This is a genomic window from Nocardioides aquaticus, from assembly GCF_018459925.1.
GTDB lineage: Bacteria > Actinomycetota > Actinomycetes > Propionibacteriales > Nocardioidaceae > Nocardioides > Nocardioides aquaticus.
The window spans coordinates 237,006-257,638 of record NZ_CP075371.1; the positions used below are offsets into that span (position 1 = coordinate 237,006).

General features: G+C 74.2%; 18 protein-coding genes. 8 read left to right on the plus strand and 10 right to left on the minus strand.

Annotation, left to right across the window (positions count from 1 at the left end):
• Positions 1 to 47 precede the first annotated feature (47 nt).
• Positions 48 to 1,253: an endonuclease/exonuclease/phosphatase family protein gene (locus ENKNEFLB_RS01215; RefSeq protein ID WP_214057539.1), complete on the plus strand. Its 1,206-nt coding sequence runs from the start codon at positions 48 to 50 to the stop codon at positions 1,251 to 1,253.
• A gap of 83 nt (positions 1,254 to 1,336) precedes the next feature.
• Here ENKNEFLB_RS01215 and ENKNEFLB_RS01220 read toward each other — a convergent pair whose 3' ends face one another.
• The 3 genes from ENKNEFLB_RS01220 to ENKNEFLB_RS01230 form a co-directional block, all read right to left on the minus strand.
• Entirely contained in the window at positions 1,337 to 2,395 is a 1,059-nt protein-coding gene (locus ENKNEFLB_RS01220; RefSeq protein WP_214057540.1) for an NAD(P)-dependent alcohol dehydrogenase, read from the minus strand.
• A 121-nt stretch (positions 2,396 to 2,516) separates the two neighbouring features.
• A complete protein-coding gene (locus ENKNEFLB_RS01225) occupies positions 2,517 to 3,293 on the minus strand; it encodes an IclR family transcriptional regulator (RefSeq protein WP_246535769.1) in 777 nt (258 codons plus the stop codon).
• Positions 3,294 to 3,421: 128 nt separating this feature from the next.
• Entirely contained in the window at positions 3,422 to 4,867 is a 1,446-nt protein-coding gene (locus ENKNEFLB_RS01230) for an SLC13 family permease (RefSeq protein WP_214057541.1), read from the minus strand.
• 226 nt (positions 4,868 to 5,093) lie between these two features.
• Between ENKNEFLB_RS01230 and ENKNEFLB_RS01235 the strand changes: the two genes are divergently transcribed.
• Together ENKNEFLB_RS01235 and ENKNEFLB_RS01240 are read left to right on the plus strand one after the other, a co-directional pair.
• Positions 5,094 to 6,248 (plus strand): pyridoxal-phosphate-dependent aminotransferase family protein, encoded by a 1,155-nt coding sequence (locus tag ENKNEFLB_RS01235; RefSeq protein ID WP_214057542.1) that lies wholly within the window; start codon positions 5,094 to 5,096, stop codon positions 6,246 to 6,248.
• A 6-nt stretch (positions 6,249 to 6,254) separates the two neighbouring features.
• Entirely contained in the window at positions 6,255 to 9,233 is a 2,979-nt protein-coding gene (locus tag ENKNEFLB_RS01240; protein ID WP_214057543.1) for an FAD-binding and (Fe-S)-binding domain-containing protein, read from the plus strand.
• A gap of 121 nt (positions 9,234 to 9,354) precedes the next feature.
• Here ENKNEFLB_RS01240 and ENKNEFLB_RS01245 read toward each other — a convergent pair whose 3' ends face one another.
• Together ENKNEFLB_RS01245 and ENKNEFLB_RS01250 are read right to left on the minus strand one after the other, a co-directional pair.
• A complete protein-coding gene (locus ENKNEFLB_RS01245; RefSeq protein ID WP_214057544.1) occupies positions 9,355 to 10,140 on the minus strand; it encodes an enoyl-CoA hydratase in 786 nt (261 codons plus the stop codon).
• Positions 10,137 to 11,309, minus strand: a complete 1,173-nt coding sequence (locus ENKNEFLB_RS01250) for a CaiB/BaiF CoA transferase family protein (protein ID WP_246535770.1) — start codon at positions 11,307 to 11,309, stop codon at positions 10,137 to 10,139. The genes ENKNEFLB_RS01245 and ENKNEFLB_RS01250 overlap by 4 nt, the downstream gene beginning before the upstream one ends.
• A gap of 37 nt (positions 11,310 to 11,346) precedes the next feature.
• Here ENKNEFLB_RS01250 and ENKNEFLB_RS22825 point away from each other — a divergent pair, with 37 nt between their 5' ends.
• Together ENKNEFLB_RS22825 and ENKNEFLB_RS01260 are read left to right on the plus strand one after the other, a co-directional pair.
• Entirely contained in the window at positions 11,347 to 12,075 is a 729-nt protein-coding gene (locus ENKNEFLB_RS22825; protein ID WP_214057546.1) for a GntR family transcriptional regulator, read from the plus strand.
• A 235-nt stretch (positions 12,076 to 12,310) separates the two neighbouring features.
• Positions 12,311 to 12,748, plus strand: a complete 438-nt coding sequence (locus tag ENKNEFLB_RS01260; protein WP_214057547.1) for an SRPBCC family protein — start codon at positions 12,311 to 12,313, stop codon at positions 12,746 to 12,748.
• 24 nt (positions 12,749 to 12,772) lie between these two features.
• Here ENKNEFLB_RS01260 and ENKNEFLB_RS01265 read toward each other — a convergent pair whose 3' ends face one another.
• The gene (locus tag ENKNEFLB_RS01265; protein ID WP_214057548.1) at positions 12,773 to 13,963 is read right to left on the minus strand and encodes an NAD(P)/FAD-dependent oxidoreductase; all 1,191 of its coding nucleotides are present in this window, start codon (positions 13,961 to 13,963) and stop codon (positions 12,773 to 12,775) included.
• A gap of 14 nt (positions 13,964 to 13,977) precedes the next feature.
• Positions 13,978 to 14,418: an SRPBCC family protein gene (locus ENKNEFLB_RS01270; protein ID WP_214057549.1), complete on the minus strand. Its 441-nt coding sequence runs from the start codon at positions 14,416 to 14,418 to the stop codon at positions 13,978 to 13,980.
• A gap of 95 nt (positions 14,419 to 14,513) precedes the next feature.
• Here ENKNEFLB_RS01270 and ENKNEFLB_RS01275 point away from each other — a divergent pair, with 95 nt between their 5' ends.
• Both ENKNEFLB_RS01275 and ENKNEFLB_RS01280 read left to right on the plus strand, forming a co-directional pair.
• Positions 14,514 to 15,758 carry a glutaminase gene (locus ENKNEFLB_RS01275; protein ID WP_246535771.1) on the plus strand — a complete coding sequence of 415 codons (1,245 nt, stop codon included), beginning with the start codon at positions 14,514 to 14,516 and terminating at the stop codon, positions 15,756 to 15,758.
• A 94-nt stretch (positions 15,759 to 15,852) separates the two neighbouring features.
• Positions 15,853 to 17,121 (plus strand): MFS transporter, encoded by a 1,269-nt coding sequence (locus tag ENKNEFLB_RS01280; protein ID WP_214057550.1) that lies wholly within the window; start codon positions 15,853 to 15,855, stop codon positions 17,119 to 17,121.
• Here the strand turns inward: ENKNEFLB_RS01280 and ENKNEFLB_RS01285 are convergent.
• Entirely contained in the window at positions 17,118 to 18,446 is a 1,329-nt protein-coding gene (locus ENKNEFLB_RS01285; protein WP_246535772.1) for a cytochrome P450, read from the minus strand. The genes ENKNEFLB_RS01280 and ENKNEFLB_RS01285 overlap by 4 nt on opposite strands.
• A gap of 188 nt (positions 18,447 to 18,634) precedes the next feature.
• On the opposite strand from ENKNEFLB_RS01285, the gene ENKNEFLB_RS01290 reads away from it, so the two are divergent.
• Positions 18,635 to 19,258 carry a methyltransferase gene (locus ENKNEFLB_RS01290; protein WP_214057551.1) on the plus strand — a complete coding sequence of 208 codons (624 nt, stop codon included), beginning with the start codon at positions 18,635 to 18,637 and terminating at the stop codon, positions 19,256 to 19,258.
• Positions 19,259 to 19,270: 12 nt separating this feature from the next.
• On the opposite strand, the gene ENKNEFLB_RS01295 is transcribed toward ENKNEFLB_RS01290, so the two are convergent.
• Both ENKNEFLB_RS01295 and ENKNEFLB_RS01300 read right to left on the minus strand, forming a co-directional pair.
• A complete protein-coding gene (locus ENKNEFLB_RS01295; RefSeq protein ID WP_246535773.1) occupies positions 19,271 to 19,519 on the minus strand; it encodes a CDGSH iron-sulfur domain-containing protein in 249 nt (82 codons plus the stop codon).
• On the minus strand, positions 19,504 to 20,493 hold the full coding sequence (locus ENKNEFLB_RS01300; protein WP_246535774.1) for an iron-containing redox enzyme family protein: 990 nt from the start codon (positions 20,491 to 20,493) through the stop codon (positions 19,504 to 19,506). Before ENKNEFLB_RS01300 ends, ENKNEFLB_RS01295 begins: the two co-directional genes overlap by 16 nt.
• Between the last annotated feature and the right edge of the window lie 140 nt (positions 20,494 to 20,633).

Below are 20,633 nucleotides of genomic sequence, written 5' to 3' on the forward strand. Positions count from 1 at the left end.
GACGGACGGGCGGGGGCGGGTCACCGGGCATGGGGGACGATGCGGGAGTGAGCACCAGCGGCGGACCCGACGGCCAGGAGCGCCCCGACGCGCGCCCGGCCGGGCGCCGCCGCCCGTCCGGCCAGGTCCTGCAGGTCGGCGGGCTGGTGCTGCTGCTCGTCGTGGGCGGGTTCTTCGGGGTCCGCGCCGTCACCGACGACACCGTCACCGCCTCGATGACCTCCGCGGCCGACGCCGAGGCCTCGGCGCCGCCGGAGGCCGCGGACCCGGACCCGGCAGAGCCCGTCGAGCCCCTCGAGGCCCCCGAGCCCGTCGACCCCGGGCCCGGTGAGGTGCTGGAGGCGGGCCCCCCGATCGAGCGGACGGGCGGCGGTGGCAGTGACGGTGGCGTCGCCGACGCCTTGGAGGACCTCGCCCGCAGCGCCGAGCAGGCCGCCGGACCCGTCGGGTCCGTCCGCGGCGCGCGGGCGCGGTCCCGGGAGCGCAGCTGCGTGCCCGCGCCGTCCACGACGGTCCGGGTCGCCACCTACAACATCCTGGGCGCCGGGTCGCGCTCCGGCCGGGGCTACGACCTCGGCCGGGTCCGCGCCGACATCGCCTCCTGGGACGTCGACGTCGCGATCCTGCAGGAGGTCTACCGCCTCGGCGGTGACGCGGCCCGCAGCGACCAGCCGGCCGACCTCGCCGCCGGCCTGGGGATGGACTGGGCCTTCGGCTACAACGCCCGCAAGGGCGCCCGCACGCAGTACGGCACGGCCGTGCTCTCGCGGTTCCCGATCGTCGAGCAGGCCAACTCGCGGCTGCCCAACAGCGGCGGTCTCGAGCAGCGCGGGCTGCTGCGCGCGACGCTCGACGTCGGGGGCACCCGCCTCGATGTCTTCGACACCCACCTGCAGCACACCCCGCAGGCCGCGGCCCTGCGCGCCCAGCAGGCCCGGAGCGTGGCCGGCATCATCGGTGCCCGCCGCGCCGCGACCGGCAACCCGGCGGTGCTGGGCGGCGACTTCAACTCCAGCCCGACCGGCGCGGTGGGCGCGAGCCTGAACGGGGTGCTGCGCGACACCTGGTTCGACGTCGGCGGCGGCCAGGGCGCCACGCACCCGGCGGGCCGGGGCAAGGCGCGCATCGACCGGCTCTACCAGTCCGCCGACGTGGTCCCGCTCGCCGCGGCCGTCCGCCCCTCGGCCGCGTCCGACCACGACGCGGTGACCGCGGTCTACCAGCTCCCGGGCGCCGGGCGGGTCTGCGAGTAGCCACCCCGTCCCGGACGCGCGGACGCGGGCCGGACCCGGAGGTCCGACCCGCGTCGGGATCGTGCGGAGGTGCGTGCGGAGGCTCAGGCCTCCAGCGTCGCGGTGTCGATCACGGCGCGGTAGCGCACGTCGCCCGAGACGACCTTGTCGTAGTAGTCGTCGACCTGGTCGGCCGAGATGACCTCGACCGTGGCGGTGACGCCGTGCTCGGCGCAGAAGTCGATCATCTCCTGCGTCTCGGGGAGGCCGCCGATCATGCTGCCGGCGATCTGGCGGCGGTTGGCCAGCAGCGAGAACGCGCTGACCTCGAGGTTCTCCTCCGGGGCGCCGACGTTGTGCATCACGCCGCCGCGGGCCAGCAGGCCCATGAAGGAGTCGAGCGGGATGCCCGAGCCGACGGTGTTGAGCAGCACGTCGAAGGAGCCGGCGAGCTCGTCGAAGACCGACTCGTCCTCGGTCGCGTAGTAGTGCTGCGCGCCGAAGGACAGGCCGTCCTCCTTCTTGGCGTCGGTGCGGGACAGCACGCTGACCTCGGCGCCCATCGCCGCGGCGATCTTGACGCCGACGTGGCCGAGGCCGCCGAGGCCGATGACGCCCACGCGGGTGCCCGGCCCGACGCCGTGCTCCTTGAGCGGGTGGTAGGTGGTGATCCCGGCGCACAGCAGCGGGGTGACGCCGGCGTACTGCGACTCGTCGAAGGCGTCAGGGACCTTGACCACGAAGTGGTCGCGGACCACGACCTGGCCGCTGTAGCCGCCCTGGGTGATCTCGCCGTCGTAGCCCTGGACGCCGTAGGTGCCGACGCCGCCCTTCTCGCAGTACTGCTCCTCGCCGTCCTTGCAGGCGGCGCAGTCCAGGCAGGAGTCGACGAAGCAGCCGACGCCGACGACGTCGCCGACGGCGTGGGTGGTGACCTCGGGGCCGACCTCGAGCACGGTGCCGAGGATCTCGTGGCCGGGGGTGAGCGGGAAGGAGGCCGGGCCCCACTCCTCGCGCTTGGTGTGGATGTCGCTGTGGCAGATGCCGGCCCAGCGGATGTCGATGCGGACGTCGTCGGGGCGCAGGTCGCGGCGCTCGAGCTGCACCTTCTCGAAGGAGGCGTCGGCGGAGGCGGCGGACAGGGCGGGGACGGAGACGGTCACAGGGGTCCTCTCGTACGGGAGCGACCGGCTGCCCGGGGGCGGCACGGTCGCGTTGACCGTTCAACTATGACCCGGGGGCTCTCACCCGCTCGTGTGGTCGGTCCGCTCGTCGGGGGCCCGGTCAGGCGAGGTCGTCCGCGATCGCCGCGGCCGCGCGGTGCAGCGCGGGGACGGCCTCGGCGAGCAGCTCGTCGGTCATCCGGGGGGCCGGGCCCGAGATCGACACCGCGAGCCGGGCGCCCGGCCGCGGACCGACCTGGGGCACCGCGACGGCCACGCAGCGCACGCCGACCTCCTGCTCGCCCTCGTCGACGGCGTAACCGCGCTCCCGCGTGCGGTCGAGCTCGGCGCCGAAGGACACCTCGTCGGTGAGGGTGTGGTCGGTGTAGCGGGGCATCCCGGTGCGGACCAGGAGGTCGTGCACCTCGGGCGCGGCGGTCGTGGACAGCAGCACCTTGCCGACGGCCGTGCAGTGGGGGAGCACCCGGCGCCCGACCTCGGTGAACATCCGCATGGAGTGGCGTCCGGGGACCTGGGCGACGTAGGCGATCCGGTCGGAGTCGAGCAGGGCCAGGTTCGCGGTCTCGCCGAGCTCGTCGACCAGCCGTCGCAGGTGCGGGGCCGCGAGGGTGTTGAGCATCGTCGAGGAGCTCTCGGCGAGCAGCAGCAGGCGCGGGCCGAGGGCGTACTGGCGGGACGGCTCCTGGCGCAGGTAGCCGAGGTCGACGAGGGTGCGCACGGCCCGGTGGATCGTGGGCAGCGGGAACCCGGACTCCACCGCGAGCTGCGACAGGCCCATCACGCCGCCGTTGGTGGCCACGATCTCGAGCAGACGGAACGCGCGGGCGATCGACTGCACGCCGCCCGTCGAGCGGGACTCCTCCGCGGCCACGGCCACCCCTGCATTCTTCTCGTTGATCGGAAGGATCCTATCGATGTGCGGAAGGGGAGGCGCGCCGATCGGCACACCTCCCCTCCGTGGAGCCCGGGGGGCTCAGGCGGCCGGGGCTCCGGCCGCCGGGGGCGTCACTGCAGCAGCGACAGGCCGAGCGCCTGGTCGCCGAGCAGGATGAACAGCACCCAGGTGACGAGCGGGACGACCGCCACCATCGAGAACCCCCAGGTGAGCAGGCTCTTGTACACCCGGTCCCGGTCGGCCTCGTTGGCGTTGGCCACCACCAGTGCTCCGGAGGTGGAGTACGGCGAGGAGTCCACCGTGGAGGACGAGATCGCCAGCGCGGTGACCAGGGCGACCACGCCCAGCACGGCCGTGGGGCCGTCCAGGAACGGGACCGCGAGCGGGATCAGCGCGCCGAGGATGCCGGTGGTGGAGGCGAAGGCCGACACGATGCCGCCGACGTAGAGCACGAGCAGGGCGGCGATCACGGCGGCGCCGAGCCCGGCGGCCCAGTCCCCGAAGTACGTGATCACGTCACGCTCGCCCGCCGGGTCGAGCGCCGGGTTCTGCAGCAGGCTGACGTAGGTCACGATGCCGCAGACCAGCAGGATCGTCGGCCAGGCGATCTCGCTGACCGCGCCCTTGGTGATCTTCGGGTTCATCAGGCACAGCAGCGACCCGATCAGGAAGGAGAAGAAGCCCACGTCGAGCCCGAGGAAGAAGGCGCCCAGGGTGAGGACGACCATCCCGGCGATGGTGAGGCTCCGGTGGAAGTCGAGCGTGGTGACGGGTGCGTCGCCCGGCTTGGCGTGCGGGGAGGCGCTGGACGCCGAGGCCGTCCTCTGGCCGGTCTGCTCGGCCGGGCCCTCGCGGAACCGGCTGACCTTGGAGCCGTCGGCCGAGACCAGCTCGCCGTCGCCGGCGTCGCGCACGCCCAGGAGCTTGCGCCCGCCGAAGATGACGAAGGTGATGGCGCCGAGGATGACGTTGAAGACGAACGAGGCCAGGAAGAGGAACAGCGGGCTGCCGTCGAGCCCGGCGCTGGCGACCGTGTCGTTGGTGATCGCGCCGAAGATGCTCAGGGGGGAGAAGCCGCCGGCCGTGGCGCCGTTGATCACCATCAGGCCCATCAGGACCTGGTTGATGCCGTACCGGCGGGCGAAGGTCATTCCGATCGGGGCGATGATCGCGACCGCGGCCGGCACGACGGCGCCGATGCCGGTCAGGACGCCGGTGACGCCGAAGAACACCCACGGGATCAGGGCCACCCGCCCGCCGACCAGGCGTACGGAGGCGTGGACCAGCCAGTCGACGGTGCCGTTGTTCTTGGCGATGCCGAACAGGAAGGTGACGCCGGCCAGGGTGATGAACAGGTCCCCGGGGAACCCGTCGGCGATCATCCCGGACTTCTCGTCGAGGGCGTCTGGGCTGAAGCCGCCCGGCAGCAGCAGGATGCCGAGGACGAACGCGGCCGAGATGGCGAGCACGCCCATGTGGATCGGTAGGAACGTGGAGAGCAGGAAGATCACGCTCAGCACGAGGAGCGCGATGATGGCGACGAGAGCGATGGACAAGGGACAGGACCTCCGGGTTCATTCCGCCAAGCGGAAGAGAGTTTTCGCTGCACTGACCCTGGCGTGTGACTCAGGTCTCGTCAAGCCCTGGGAGAGAAGCGACTCAGGCGGCTGGACGCGTGGCCCACGTCACGATTACGCTCCACTTAGCGGTAGAGAACTTCCGCTGGACGGATAAATCCTCGGGTTGGCGGCCTGCGCCGCGGCCCGGGACGAGAGGATTCCCATGGGTCGCCACTTCCTGCAGATCCCCGGTCCCACGAACTGTCCGGACGAGGTGCTGCGGGCGATCTCGGCCCCGACCATCGACCACCGGGGCCCCACCTTCGCCGCGCTCGGCACCCGGGTGCTGGAGAAGATCAAGCCGGTCTTCGGCACCACCAACCCGGTGGTGATCTACCCGGCGTCCGGCACCGGCGCCTGGGAGGCCGCGCTGGTCAACACCCTGAGCCCCGGCGACAAGGTGCTGTGCTTCGAGACCGGCCACTTCGCCACGCTGTGGCAGTCCATGGCCCTCGAGCTCGGCCTCGAGGTCGAGATGGTGGCCGGCGACTGGCGCCACGGCGTCGACACCGACGCGGTGGCCGCGCACCTCGGCGCGGACACCGCGCACGAGATCAAGGCCGTCTGCGCGGTCCACAACGAGACCTCGACCGGCGTCACCAGCCGGATCGGCGACGTGCGCGCGGCGATGGACTCGGTCGACCACCCGGCCCTGCTGCTCGTCGACACGATCTCCTCGCTGGGCTCGATCGACTACCGCCACGACGAGTGGAAGGTCGACGTCACCGTCGCGGGCTCCCAGAAGGGCCTGATGCTGCCGCCGGGCCTGTCCTTCAACGCCGTCAGCGACAAGGCGCTCGAGGCCCACCGCACGGCAGGCATGAAGCGCTCCTTCTGGGACTGGACGCCGATCCTGGCGGCCAACGAGAAGGGGATGTGGCCCTACACCCCGGCCACCAACCTGCTCTACGGCCTCGAGGTCGCCCTCGACATGCTGGCCGACGAGGGCCTGGAGAACGTGTTCGCGCGCCACCAGCGCTGGGCGCGGGCCACGCGCGCCGCCGTCGAGGCCTGGGGTCTTGAGATTCTCTGCCTCGACGAGCGCGAGCACTCCGGCGTCCTGACCGCCGTGGTGATGCCCGAGGGCCACGACGCCGACGCGCTTCGTGCCCTGATCCTGGAGCGCTTCGACATGTCGCTGGGGGCCGGTCTGACCAGGCTGGCCGGCCGGGTCTTCCGGATCGGTCACCTCGGGCACTTCGAGGACTTGTCCCTGGTCGGCACGCTGGGCGGGGTGGAGATGGGTCTCGGCCTCGCCGGCGTCCCGTTCACCCCCGGCGGCGTCCAGGCCGCCCTCGCCGTGCTGCAGGAGGACTGAGCGACCATGACGACGACCGCGCCCCCCGAGACCGCCGCCGGCCCCGACGACGCCCCGCCGGGCTTCGCCGCGGCCCTGGAGGCCGCGGTCGAGGGCGAGGTCGCCTTCGACGACTACAGCCGGCACCTGTTCTCGCGGGACGCGAGCATGTACGCGATCCGTCCCCTCGGCGTGGTCTACCCCCGCCACGCCGACGACGTGGCGGCCGCCGTCCGCGTCGCCTCCGAGCACGGCGTCCGGGTCACCCCGCGTGGTGCCGGCACCAGCCTGGCCGGGCAGACGATCGGCGCGGGCATCGTGCTGGACCTCTCGCGGCACATGAACCGGATCCTCGACCTCGACCCCGAGCGGCGTACAGCCCGGGTCGAGGTCGGCGTGGTGCAGGACGAGCTGAACCGGGCGGCGGCGCCGTTCGGGCTGATGTTCGGCCCGGACACCTCCACCAGCAACCGGGCCACCATCGGCGGGATGATCGGCAACAACTCCGCCGGCAGCGGGTCGCTGCGGTTCGGGATGACGATCGACCACGTCCGCGCGCTCGACGTGGTGCTCGCCGACGGCTCGACGGCGCGCTTCGAGCCCGTCGACGAGGCCGAGGTGCACCGCCGGGCCTCGATGCCGACCCTGGAGGGCTTGCTCTATCGCGAGCTGCCGCGGATCGTGGAGGAGAACCGCACGGCGATCGCCGACGGCATGCCGCCGTTCTGGCGCCGGGCCTGCGGCTACCGCCTGGACCGCCTGGCCGACCCGGCCACCCCGTTCGACCTGGCGAGCTTCGTGGTCGGCTGCGAGGGGACCCTGGTCACCGCCACCGTCGCCGAGGTCGACCTGGTCCCCAAGCCGGGCAACACCGTCTACGCGGTGGGCCACTTCGACACCACGCAGAAGGCCATCGAGGCCACCATGGACGCGCTGTCCTGCGAGCCGGCCCAGGTCGAGCTGATGGACAAGACGATCCTGGACCTCTCCCGCCAGAAGATCGAGTACGCCGACCTCGGCTCGTCCCTGGTCGGCGACCCGGCCGCGCTGCTGTTCGTCTCCTTCACCGGCGACGACCGCGACGACGTGCTGGCCCGCCTGGACCACCTGATCGAGGTCTGGGACGAGAAGGGCCACGGCTACCACACGCTGCGCCTGGTCACCGCGGCCCAGCAGACCGCGCTGCTCAAGGTGCGCAAGTCCAGCCTGGGCCTGCTGATGGCGGCCAGCCAGGGCTCCAACCGCCCGCTGGCGTTCGTGGAGGACACCGCGGTCCCGCCGGAGCGGCTCGCCGAGTACACGGCGCGCTTCGCGGAGGTCCTTGACGAGAACGACATGAAGGCCGGGTTCTACGGCCACTGCTCGGTCGGCTGCCTGCACATCCGTCCGTTCGTCGACCTCTCGCGACCCGACGAGGTCACCCGGATGCGGCGGGTGGCCGAGGAGATCAAGGACCTCGTCAAGGAGTTCGGCGGGGTCAACTCCAGCGAGCACGGCGACGGCCTGGCCCGCAGCGAGTTCAACCGCGAGATCTTCGGCGACGACCTCTACGAGGCGATGCGCGAGGTCAAGGGCCTCTTCGACCCGGCGAACATCATGAACCCCGGCAAGATCGTCGACGCCCCGTCGATGACCGAGAACCTGCGCGACGCGGTGCTCCCGCCGGCCCCGGCCTTCCGCACCCGCCTGGACTTCGAGGTCGTCGGCGGGATGCGCGGCGCGGCCGACCGCTGCATGAACATCGGGCTGTGCCGCAAGAGCACCACGGGGGCGATGTGCCCGTCGTACATCGCGACCCGCGAGGAGGAGCACGCCACCCGCGGGCGCGCCAACGCCCTGGTGAAGGCGCTCTCCGAGCCCGACCCGAAGGCCGCGCTCGGCGGCGAGCGGCTGCACGAGATCCTCGACCTCTGCCTGATGTGCAAGGCCTGCAAGTCCGAGTGCCCCCTGGGCGTCGACATGGCCAAGCTCAAGAGCGAGACGCTGTCGCACTACCACGACGAGCACGGCGTGCCGCTGCGCTCACGGGTCTTCGGCAACATCCGCACGCTGAACAAGCTGGGGTCGTTCTTCGGCCCGCTGGCCAACGTCCCCGGCCGGATCCCGGTGCTGCGGTTCCTGATGGAGAAGGTGCTGGGCATCGCCCGGCAGCGCCCGCTCCCGCAGTTCAAGCGTCGCAACCTGGTGCGCTGGTTCGGCAGCGAGGGCCGCCGGTCGACCACGGAGGCCACCCAGGGCACCGTGAACTTCCTGGCCGACTCCTTCACCTCCTACTCCGAACCGCACATCGGCCAGGCCGCGATCCGGCTGCTCCAGCGCTCCGGGTGGGAGGTCGAGCTGGCCAGCACCGGCTGCTGCGGCCGCTCGGCGCTGTCCAAGGGCTTGGTCGACGAGGCCACCAGCAAGGCCCGCACGATGGCGGCCGACCTGGCGACGAACACCCCGGCCGGGTCCCCGATCGTGGGCTGCGAGCCGTCGTGCCTGTTCACGCTCCGTGACGAGCACGTCTCGATGCTCCCGGACGACCCGAACGTGCAGGACGTGTCCGGGCGCGTGCGGCAGGTCGAGGAGCTGCTGGTCGAGGCCGTCGACGACGGGCGCCTGGCGTTCGCCGAGGACTCCTGGCTCGCAGGCCGGCGGATCCTCTACCACGGCCACTGCCACCAGAAGGCCGAGGTCGGCACCGCCGCGACGGTCGCGCTGCTGAAGCGGATCCCGGGTGCCGAGGTCGTCGAGCTCGACGCCGGCTGCTGCGGGATGGCCGGCTCGTTCGGCTACGAGGCCGAGCACTACGAGATGTCGATGAAGGTCGGGGCGGACCGGCTCTTCCCCGCGATCGAGGCCGAGGACGGCGAGACCGTCATCTGCGCGACCGGCACCTCGTGCCGCGAGCAGATCTTCCACGGCACCGAGCGCTCCGCCTGGCACCCGGTCGAGCTGGTGCAGGAGGCGCTGACGCCGGCCGCCGGCGCCCGCCGGAAGGCCGACAACCCCGCCCACGCCTAGCCGAGATGACGCTCGCGGACAGCCGAGATGACGCTCGCGGACAGCCGAGATGACGCTCGCGGACAGCCGAGATGACGCTCGCGGCGCGTCGAGGTGACGGTTCCGGACAGGTGGCGTCGCCTCAGCGGCCCTGCCAGTCCGGGGTGCCGCGGCTGGTGAAGGCGGCGACGCCGCGGGCGAAGTCCTCGGAGCCATAGACGCCGGCGACCACGTCGTCGACGTCGACCGTGCCGGCAGCCGCGTGCAGCCGGCGCAGGATCTCCTTGCCCGCGGCCATCGTCAGCGGGGCGTGGGACAGGATCGCGTCGAGCACCTCGGCGGTCGTGGCGTCGACGTCGTCGGTGGTCCGCGTGACGAAGCCGCAGGTGTGCGCCTCGGCCGCGTCGAGGAGGCGGGCGGTCGTGATCATGTCGATGGTGCGCGCGTGCCCGAAGTGGCGCAGCGTCAGCGCGTAGCTGCGTGCCGAGAGCGTGTTGCCCAGGGTCCGGGCGATCGGGTAGCCGAAGCGCGCCGAGGTGTGGGCCACGCGGACGTCGGCCGCGGCCGCGATCGCCAGGCCGCCCCCGACGCAGGCGCCGTCGATCGCGGTGACGACCGGCACCCGGACGGCCAGCAGCCGCTCGATCGTGGCGTCGATCGTCTTCTCGTACGCCACCCCGCGCGGGCCGTCGAAGCCGGCGAACTGGGCGATGTCGGTGCCGGCGACGAACGCGCGGCCGCCGGCGCCGCGGAGCAGCACCGCCCGTACGTCGTCGGAGGCGTCGGCCCGCTCGCAGGCCGCGACCAGGCCCTCGTACATCGCGAAGGTCATCGCGTTGCGCGCCTGCGGGCGGTCGAAGACGACGTGCAGCACCGACCCCTCGAGGCGTACCTGCAGGTCGTCGGTCGCGTCGGTCGCGTCGGTCACGGGGTCTCCTCGGTGGTGGTGGCCAGCTCGGCGAGCACGGCCTCGGTGTCGGCGCCCAGCACGGGGCCGGCAGGCCCGCGGCGCACCGGGGTGCGGGAGAAGCGCATCGGGGAGCCGACCTGGCGGACCGGCCCGAGCGTCGGGTGCTCGGCGTCCCAGTAGAAGTCGCGCGCCTCGAGCGCGGGGTCGGTGAAGACCTGGTCGTAGGTCTGGATCGGGGCGCACGGCACCCCGGCGGCCTGCAGCACCTCGAGCACCGTGTCGGTGCTCAGGGTCGCGGTGACCTCCTCGACCGCCTCGACGAGCGCGTCGCGGTGGGTCATCCGGGCGGTGTTGTCGGCGAAGCGTGGGTCGGCCGGCAGGTCGTCCAGCCCGAGCGCGGCGCAGAAGGCCAGCCACAGCGTGGGTGTGTTCGCGCCGATCGTGACGTGGCCGTCGGTGGTGACCACGGCCTGGTACGGCGCCTGCGACTGGTGCGCGGAGCCCTGTGGTCCCGGCACGCCGCCGCCCCCGAACCAGCGCCCGGCCTCCCACACGCCCAGCGCGACGCCGGCCTCGTGCAGCGAGACGTCGAGGTGCTGGCCGAGCCCCGAGCGGTCGCGCTCGCGCAGGGCGGCGGTGACGCCGAGCGCGACGTACATCGCGCACATCAGGTCGCACACCGGGACGCCGACCTTGGCGGGACCGCCCCCGGGGAAGCCGGTGACGCTCATCAGCCCCGAGCGGGCCTGGGCCATGATGTCGAGCCCCGGCTGCTGCGCCAGCGGACCGTCCTGGCCCCAGCCGGAGGCCGAGGCGTAGACCAGGCCCGGGTTGTCGGCGGCGAGGTCGTCGTAGCCCAGCCCCATCCGTCGCATGGCGCCGGGACGCAGGTTCTCGACCAGCACGTCGGCGCGGGCGGCGAGCCGGCGGAAGGTGGCGCGGCCCTCGTCCGACTTCAGGTCGAGCGCGACCGACTCCTTGTTGCGGTTCAGCCGGACGAACGAGGAGCTCTCCCCGTCGACGTACGGCGCGTTGCCCCGCACGAAGTCGCCGGAGCCGGGCGTCTCGACCTTGACCACGCGGGCCCCGAGGTCGGCGAGCTGGGTGGCCGCGAACGGGGCGGCGAGGAAGGACCCGACCTCGACGACGAGGACGCCGGCGAGCGGTCCGGGGGCGGTGTCGTTCACGCGACCTCCTGGGTGGGTTCTGTGTACGGTATACCGCATGACCGACCGGCGCCTGGCTCCGCCGCCGAGCCTGGCCGAGCGGGCCGCCGACGCGGTCCGCGCGATGATCCTCGGCGGCGAGGTCCTGCCCGGCGAGCGCCTGGTGGAGAGCCGGCTCACCGAGCAGCTCGGCGTCTCCCGCCCGCCGGTGCGCGAGGCGCTCCAGCAGTTGGAGCACGAGGGCCTGGTGGTGCCGTCCGGTCGCCGCGGGCTGGCCGTCCGCACGCTGACCCGGCACGACGTCTACGAGATCGTCACGCTGCGCGACAGCCTCGAGCAGCTCGCCGTACGCCTGGCGCTGCCGGTGACCGACGAGGAACGGCTGACGCCGCTGGTGGCCGCGCTGGCCGACTTGGAGGACGGCGCCGCCCGCGACCACGGGAACGCGGCCCTGGTCGAGCGCGGGTTCGCCTTCCACCTCGCGCTCGTCGCGCTGTCCGGGCACCGACGGCTGGTCGCGACCTACCGGGACCTCGGCCTGCAGGTGCGGCTGTGCATGAGCGCCAACGTCGCGAGCCGGACGCACGAGGACGCCGCGGGCAACGCCGCGCGGCACCGGGTCCTGCTCGACGTCGTGCGTGCGGGCGACCCGGACGCCGCGCTCGCCGCGCTGGCCGACCACGGCCACCGGTCCTTCCTGGCCCGCGTGGTCGACGAGCTGCCCGGCGGCTCGGCCGCGTCCGACGCCTGGCTGGCCCGGCTACGGGGGGCCGAAGGTCACGCCTAAGGGTGTATTCGCAGGTGGGGGGTCCGGGATGACACTCGGTTCACGAGGTCGGCGGCCCCGGGCTCCGAGACTTACGCAGATCCTCGGGGATGTAACCGGACCGGGCCGGGGGCGCTGACCTCGCCCGTCCTGGCCGCCCTTCGACAGCCCTCGTCAGCCCACCGGGGTGCCGCGCGGGCCCACGTAGGCCCCCGACCTGCCACAGTCGTCGGACCCGACCCAGGAGCTGATGCGTGTGAGCACGAACGAACGCCTCGTCGATGCCACCCCCGACCAGGTCTGGGCGGTGCTGGCCGACGGCTGGCTCTACCCGCTGTGGGTCGTGGGTGCGACGCGGATGCGCGAGGTCGACGACTCCTGGCCCGCGCCGGGCTCGGTGCTGCACCACTCCGTCGGCGCCTGGCCGCTGGTGCTCGACGACACGACGTCGGTCACCGCCTGCGACCTGGGCCGCCGGCTCGACCTGCGCGCTCGGGCGTGGCCGTCCGGCGAGGCGGCTGTGTCGATCGAGCTGGAGGCGGTCGGCGCCCGGACCCGCGTACGCATCCGCGAGGACGCCGTCGCCGGACCGGGACGCCTGGTCCCCGCGCCCCTGCGGCACCTGCCGCTGGCCTGGCGCAACGTCGAGACGCTCCGGCGGCTGGCCTACCTGGCCGAGCGCCGGGCCGGCTGAGCCGACCCGGCGCCGGGGCGTCGGCTAGAGGCGGCCCAGCAGGTCGACCGGGTTGGCCGGCCGGGTGTGGGCGGCCAGCAGCTGCTCGGCCCCCTCCAGCTCGTCGCCGTCGCCGTCCCAGACCAGGACGCCGGCGACCTCGGCGTCGGTGAGGTAGTACACGACGGTACGGCCGTCCGCGCGCTCGTCGACGACCGTCTCCAGGTCCGTGGAGGTGCTGCCCATGGCCTCGAACCCGTGGCCCAGGACGTCGGAGTAGAACATCGGCGTGTGGTCGTAGGTCTCGTCCGATCCCGCGATGATCCGGCCGACCGCGGCGCCCATCGCCGAGGCGTTGTCGACGTGCTCGACGCGGCGCCGACCGAGGATCCGGTCGGGGTACTCGGCGACGTCACCGGCGGCGAACACGCCCTCGGCCGTGGTCCGCAGCCGCTCGTCCACGACGATGCCGCCGTCCTCGGACCGCTCCGCCACGCCGTCGAGGACGTCGCCGGCCGGCTCGATGCCCATCCCCACCACGACGACGTCGACGTCGAGGACCCCGCCGTCCGAGAGGCGCAGGCTGACCTCGTCGCCGCGCTGCTCGCCGCCGTCGACCGACGTGCCCGACAGCAGCCGGACCCCGGCGTCGACGAACAGCTGCTGGAAGCGCTGGGCCAGCGGCTCGGGGAAGCGGGTGTCGCCGAGCACCTGCTCGGGGTGGACCACGGTGACCTCGCAGTCCTGCTGCGACAGGGCGGCGGCGATCTCGCTGCCGATGTAGCCGCCGCCGACGACGGCGACGCGGGCACCGCCTCCGGCCAGCGCGCGCAGGCGCTGGTAGTCGGTCAGGGTGCGGTAGTGCAGCACCCGGTCGGAGGCCGGCAGCCCGTCGACGCCGCGGGGGCGCCCACCGGTGGCGACCAGCAGCGAGCCGTACCCGAGCTCGGTGCCGTCCGCGGTGGTGACCGTGCGGGCCTGCGGGTCGACCGAGGTCACCCGGGTCGCCAGGTGGATCTCGGCGCCGGTCTGCTCCGCGGTACGCGGGTCGAGCCCGTCCTGGGTGAAGTCGGGGTCGGTCCAGAGCTTCTTGGACAGCGCCGGGCGCGGGAACGGCGGCACCGGCTCCTCGCCGAGGATCCCGATCGAGCCGTCGTGGCCCTGCTCGCGCAGCGCCTGGGCGGCGGCGTCGGCGACCATGCCGCCGCCGACGACGAGGACGTCGTAGGTCTTCACGGTGCTCCTCGCTCTCAGCCGGCCAGGCGGTCCAGCGCCTGGGTCATGTCACGCTCGACGTCGTTGCCGATCTTCTCGAAGACGACCTTGACGGCGGGCGCGGCCAGCTTGGCGGCGCCGGACATCTCGATCACGGCCTCGTAGGTGACCTCGCTGCCGCCGCCTGCCGCGGGCTTGACGGTGATCGTGTCGGTCGAGGTGGCGGTCTCGTTGCGCCCGACCAGGACGATCGTGTCGTCGGTCAGCTTCTCGAGCGTGTAGGTCAGCTCCGTGCCGACCCCGGCGATCTTCGACTCGTTGTGGAAGGTCGAGCCCACGACGATCGGGCCGGTGTCGTTGCGCGTGCAGCGCTCCGTGCCCGGGTCCCACTCCTCGGCGTTCGTGAAGTCCTTGAGGTAGTCCAGGACGGTGGCGGGCTCGGGTCGGACGGTGAAGGTTCGGGTGACGGTGGTCATGCGCTCGACGCTAGGACGACCGGGCGGGTGAGGACACCCCCTCGGCCAGGGGCGCCGGTGCCGCCGGGACGGCATGCTGGGGGGATGAGGACCGCATGAGGACCCCGGTGCCGGACTACCTCCAGGAGGTGCTCGGCGGCTGCACCGCCGACGGCGGTGCCGTGGCCGACGACGTGCCCGAGCTGGCGGCCGCCGACCCGGACCGGTTGGCCGTCGCGCTGACCACGCTCGACGGCGTCACCTACTCGGCCGGGGACGACGACGTGCTGTTCACCGTCCAGTCCATCTCCAAGCCGTTCGCCTACGCGCTGGCGCTCCAGGATCGGGGCCTGGCCGCCGTGCTCGAGGTCGTCGGCACCGAGCCGTCGGGCGACGCCTTCAACGAGATCTCGCTCGAGCCGGGCACGGGTCGTCCGCGCAACCCGATGATCAACATCGGAGCCATCACGACGCACTCGCTGGTGGGGGAGCCCGGCCTGGCCGGCGCGGCACGCTCGGAGCGCCTGCGCCGGGGGCTGTCGGCCTTCGCCGGCCGCGAGCTCGTCGTCGACGAGGCGGTCCTGGAGTCCGAGATGGGCACCGCGCACCGCAACCTGGCCCTGGCGCACATGGTCCGCAGCCGCGGGACGGTCACCGAGGACCCGACGGTCCTGGTGCGGGAGTACACCCGCCAGTGCGCGCTGCTGGTCGACGTCCGCGACCTCGCGGTGATGGCGGCGACCCTGGCCCACCACGGCGTCAACCCGGTGACCGGGGAGCGCGTGGTCGGGGCCCGGGTCGCCCGGCAGGTGCTGAGCGTGATGGCGACCTGCGGGATGTACGACGCCGCCGGCGACTGGCTGTCGGTGGTCGGCATCCCGGCCAAGTCCGGCGTGGCCGGGGGCATCCTCGGCGCCCTGCCCGGCGAGGTCGGGATCGGCACCTTCTCCCCGCGCCTGGACCGCTTCGGCAACAGCACCCGCGGCGTCCGGGTGTGCGAGCGGCTCTCCGAGGACATGGGGCTGCACCTGATGGGGATGGCCCCGGCCGGGCTCGCGGTGGTCCGCGAGGTCGGGCTGGTGCACGACGACGGCGGGGGGACGGCCTGGCGCGCGGTGCTGCAGGGCCCGGTGACCTTCTCCGGCGGCGAGCGGGTGCTGCGCGAGCTGGCCCGGATCGGCGCCGACGGCGTCGACGTCGTGCTGGACCTGACCCGGGTCTCCCAGGTCGACGACGTCGGGCGCCGGATGCTGCTGGAGGGGGTGCGCCGGCTCGGCCTCGACGGGCACGCCGTCAGCGTGGTCGACCCGGAGCTGATGCTGGTGGTCGAGGATGTGGGGACCCCCGGCCCGGCTCGGTAGCATCGGCTGCGCAGAGGGTTCTGCGCGTCTTGGAGGTGGGTTCGGCGCGCGCCTGTCGTGGCGCACCCGAAAACCGCAAGAAAGCAGAACCTCCGTGTCCCCTCTCGCCTCCTACCGCCGACTCCTGCGGCTGGCCGGCCCGGCCTACGTGGCCGTGGCCTTCCTGGGCCGTCTCCCGCTGGCGATGAGCCAGCTCGGCACCCTGCTGCTGGTGTCCACCGCGACCGGCAGCTACGGCGCGGGCGGCCTCGCCGCCGGGGCGCTGGCCGTGGCCAACGCCGTCACCTCCCCGCTCGCGGGCGCGCTCGCCGACCGGGTCGGGCAGCGTCCGGTGGTGCTGGTGCAGTCGCTGCTCGGCGCGGCGCTGCTCTCGCTGCTGGTGGTGCTGGTCGGTGCCGACCTGCCGACGCCGGTGCTCGTCGCCGCGGCCGCCGCGGCCGGGGCCAGCCTGCCCCAGGTCGGCCCGCTGGCGCGGGTGCGCTGGCGCCCGATCACCGACGGCTCCGGGGTCCACCAGCGGCGCCTGGTCGACGCGGCCTTCTCCTACGAGGGTGCCGCCGACGAGGCGTCCTTCGCGCTCGGGCCGGCCCTGGTCGGCGTCGGCGCGGTCGCGGTCTCGCCGTCGGGGGCGCTGCTGCTCGCAGCCGGGCTGCTGGCGGTCTTCGGGACCGCCTTCGCGCTGCACCCCACGGCGCGCCGCTCGCGCGCGTCGCGGCTCGCCGCCGGCGTGGACCGGGCCGCCGCGGCGCGGCTGCTGACCGGCACCGTGCTGGTCCTCGGCCTGGCCCAGCTCCTGGTCGGGATGCTGTTCGGCTCGGTGCAGACCGGCGCCACCGTGCTGGCCACCAGCGAGGGCCGCCCCGGCCTGGCCGGCTTCGTGCACGGCACGCTCGGGGTCGGCAGCGCGGTGGCCGGGCTGATGACCGCCGGGCTCCCGCAGCGGATCGGGCACGAGCTGCGCGCCTGGTGGGCGGCCTGCCTGCTGCTGCCGCTCAGCGTGCCGCTGCTGCTCGTCGACTCGCTCCTGCCGCTGACCGCGGTGGTGCTCGTCCTCGGCTGCGCGGTCGCGCCGTACATGATCGCGGTCTTCAGCCTCGCCGAGCGCGTGGTCGACCCGGCCCGGGTGGGGGCGGCGATGACGCTGCTGGCCAGCTGCACCGGGATCGGGTACGCCCTGGGCTCGGCCGTGGCCGGTCGGCTCGCCGACGACCACGGGCACACCGCCGCGTTCGCGGTCACCGTGACGGCCTGCGCGCTCGCCGCGCTGCTGACCACCGCGGCCCGGCGCCGGCTGCACGACGCGGTCGCTCGGGCCGACGCCGCGGGTCGCCGCGAGCCGGCTCCGGCGGGCCTGGCGGGCTAGACGCCCAGCCGCGCCGGGAGGGTCTCCCAGCCGCGCAGGATCCGGGTCGGCCGGCGCCGGGCGCCGCGCTCGAGCGCCAGGTCGGGGAAGCGGTCCAGCACCGTGCGCAGCCCGACCTCGCCCTCCATCCGGGCCAGGGCGGCCCCCAGGCAGTAGTGCCGGCCGGCGGAGAACGAGACGTGGTCGCGGGCGTTGGCCCGGCCCACGTCGAAGCGGTCCGGGTCGGCGAAGACCGCCGGGTCCCGGTTGGCGCCGGCGAGCAGGCAGGTGACCACCGACCCCCGGCGTACGGCGACCCCGGCGACCTCGGTGTCGCGGCGGGCGACGCGGCCGGTGAGCAGCACCGGAGGGTCGACCCGCAGCACCTCGTCGACCGCGGTCGACCACAGGGAGGGGTCGGCGCGGAGCCTGGCCAGCTCGTCGGGGTGCTCGGTGAGCAGGACGATGCCGTTGGAGAGCAGGTTGACCGTGGTCTCGAAGCCGGCGGCCAGCACCAGGCCCGCGGTGGCCTCCAGCTCGGCGTCGCTCAGCCCGACGCCGTCCTCGCGCGCCGCGACCAGCTGGCTCATCAGGTCGTCGCCGGGGTGCTCGCGCAGGCCGGCGAGGTGCTCGGCCAGCCAGGCCCGGAAGCCCGCCAGCGCGCGCTCGACGCGGCGGAACTCGGCGTACCCGAGACCGAGGTCGAGGCTGGGCGCGGCGGCCGCGCCGAAGGCGAGCACCCGGTCGCGCTCCCCGGCCGGCACCCCGAGGATCTCGGCGATCACCGTGACCGGCAGCAGCGCGCAGTAGCGCTCGACGAGGTCGACGGGACCGTCGCCGGGACGTGCCTGCGCCTCGAGGTCGTCGAGCAGCTCGTCCGCGACCTGCTGGGTGCGCTCCCGCAGGCCCTCGACGGCGCGCACCGAGAAGACACGGGTGACCAGCTTGCGGTAGCGGGTGTGCTGCGGGGGCTCGGTGACCAGCAGCGACGGCGGGCTGAGCGGTCCGAAGGCGGCCGGGTCCGCGGCCCACGTGCCCAGCCGGCCCAGCACGCCCTCGTCGCCGGCGTCGAAGACCCCGGTACGGAAGTCGTTGCTGGTCAGCACCTCGCGCACCACCGGCTGGTGCGCGGTCATCAGGGCGTACCGGGCCCGGTGCAGCGGCCCGGAGGACCGCACCTCGTCGGCGATGGCCCGCAGGGCGGCGTGGTCGTGCGCGACGCGGCGGTCCACCAGCCGGCCCTGCAGGTCGCCCCGCCTGGCCGCGTTCCGCATCACGGTGCTGGGCAGGGCGTGCCCGAGGGACCACCGCACCGCGGGCCGGACGAGGCTGTCGGTCGGGGACACGGGCGGCTCCTGGCTGGACGGTGCGGGGGACCTGTCCGCGACAGACTGTCGCGCTCGGGCTCGCCACGCCAACGTGAGGTACGACACCCCGGACCGCGAGCGGGGCCCCCGCCGTGGCCGCGTGGCCGCGCGGCCGGCCCACCCCCGAGCAGGTAGTCGCGGGCGCCGGGGTCCGCCACAGTGGCCCGATGAGCTCTCCCGACCTGACCGACCCCGAGGTGATGGAGTTCGGGGTGATCCACGTGGAACACGACGACCGGGTGCTGCGCCCACGACCCTGGACCCGGATGCAGTCGGAGTGGGCCGCCGAGCTCGCCCACGACCTGCCCGCGGGGCCCTTCCTGGAGCTCTGCACCGGCGCCGGCCAGATCGGGCTGCTCGCCGCGGTGCTGTCGGGACGCCGGCTGGTCGCCGTCGACGCCGACCCCTGGGCCTGCGAGGTCGCGACCCGCAACGCCGCCCGGGCCGGGATCGCCGACCGGGTCGAGGTGCGCGCCGGCGACATGCGCACGGCGGTCGGGGACCGGGAGGCGTACGCCCTGGTGGTCGCCGACCCGCCCTGGGTCACCAGCGCGGAGGTCGGCCGCTTCCCGGAGGACCCGCTGCTGGCCATCGACGGCGGCGCGGACGGCCTGGCCGTGGCCCGGCTCTGCCTCGAGGTCGCCGCCGGGCACCTGCTGCCGGGCGGCCTGCTGCTGGTGCAGCTCGGTGACGACGCGCAGGCCGACGCCCTGGCCGCCGGCGCCGGGTGGGTCGAGCGGGGCCGCCGCCACGGGGAGCGTGGCCTGGTCCTGCTCCTGGCCCCCGCCTGAGCCCGGACCGGGTCAGGTCGGGCGGTCCGCCGCCGGCAGCAGCTTGTGCGTGGCGTCGCACCACGGCGCGATCGAGGAGCGCCCGCAGCGGCAGAGGGCGCTGACCGGGCGGGTGGTCGCGTGCCGGACCCCGTCGCTGGTCTCCACCACGGCCGCCCCGCGCAGCAGCAGCGGCCCGCCGGCGCAGGGGAGGCGTACGGGGTCGCCCTCGACGACCCGGGCGGTCGGCTCGGGGGCGGGGCGGGTCACGCGGCGTCCCACCGGGCGAGCATGTCGTGCGCGGTGCGGGCCTCGAGGTCCAGGCAGGTCCAGGCGCCCAGGGCGACGTCGGCCAGCAGGCCGGGCTCCTCCTCGACCAGCGCGCCGCAGACCCCGACCAGGGCCAGGTGCTCGTGCACCGCGTCGGCCTCGACGTGCTCGTCGTAGTAGCCGGCCATGTCCTCGCCGATCCCGAGGCGGCGCAGGCCCTGGGCGAGCTGGCGCGAGGGCACCGAGCTGGTCGCCTCGAAGGCGGCGAAGTGGCCGACCGCCGCGCCGCGCAGGCGGCGCTGCAGGCCGAACATGCTCACCGCGTTGTTCTGCTCCAGGATCGGCAGCGTGGCCTCGCCGACGTAGTGGCCGTAGTCCGGCTCCAGGCCGGCCGCGGCCATGCCCTGCTCGAAGAGCCGGTGGTGCAGCCGCCCGGGGTCGCCGCCGCCGTACTCGTCGAACTGCACCTCGGCCAGCGCCGCCTTCGGGCGTGCGGTCAGCCGCGGCACCACCCAGCTCGTGGGGTCGGCCTCCTTGAGGTGGTACAGCGAGCGCTGCCGCAGCAGGGCGAGGGCCTGCTCCCGCGTGCCGCGGCGCTGCAGGTGGCGGGCCAGCGAGGGCGCGTCGTCGGTCTCGATGATCCGCTGCACCAGGGCGGTGACGTCGTCGGCGGGGTCGACCGGCTCCCACCCCGCGGCGAACCGCTCGCGCAGGCGCTGCTCGAGGTCGTGCTCGAGGCCCTGCCGCAGCGTCATCAGCTGGGGCGCCCACTCCCAGGCGTCGTCGACGTCGGCGAACCCGCGGTAGTGCAGCTCGTGCAGCACCCACAGGCACTGCGCGGCGTCCTCGGGGTCCGGTGCCGCGGTGGGGTCGAGGTCGGGGGCGAGCCCGGCCGGCAGCGCCGCGTCGGGGCTCGTGGGGGCGGCGGTCAGCAGGAGGGCGTGCAGGGCGGTGCCCATCGGGCCGCGGGCGGGGGGCAGGAGCATCAGCGCGCTCCGGGTCGGGTGGTGCGTGTGGTGTGGGGCATCGCCTCCATGGTGGCGGCGCGCGTCGGCCACCGGGACCCTCCGCAGGGGTTGATCTGGCCCGTGCTCCCGCGCGGCGCCGGATCCTGAGAGACTGGGGC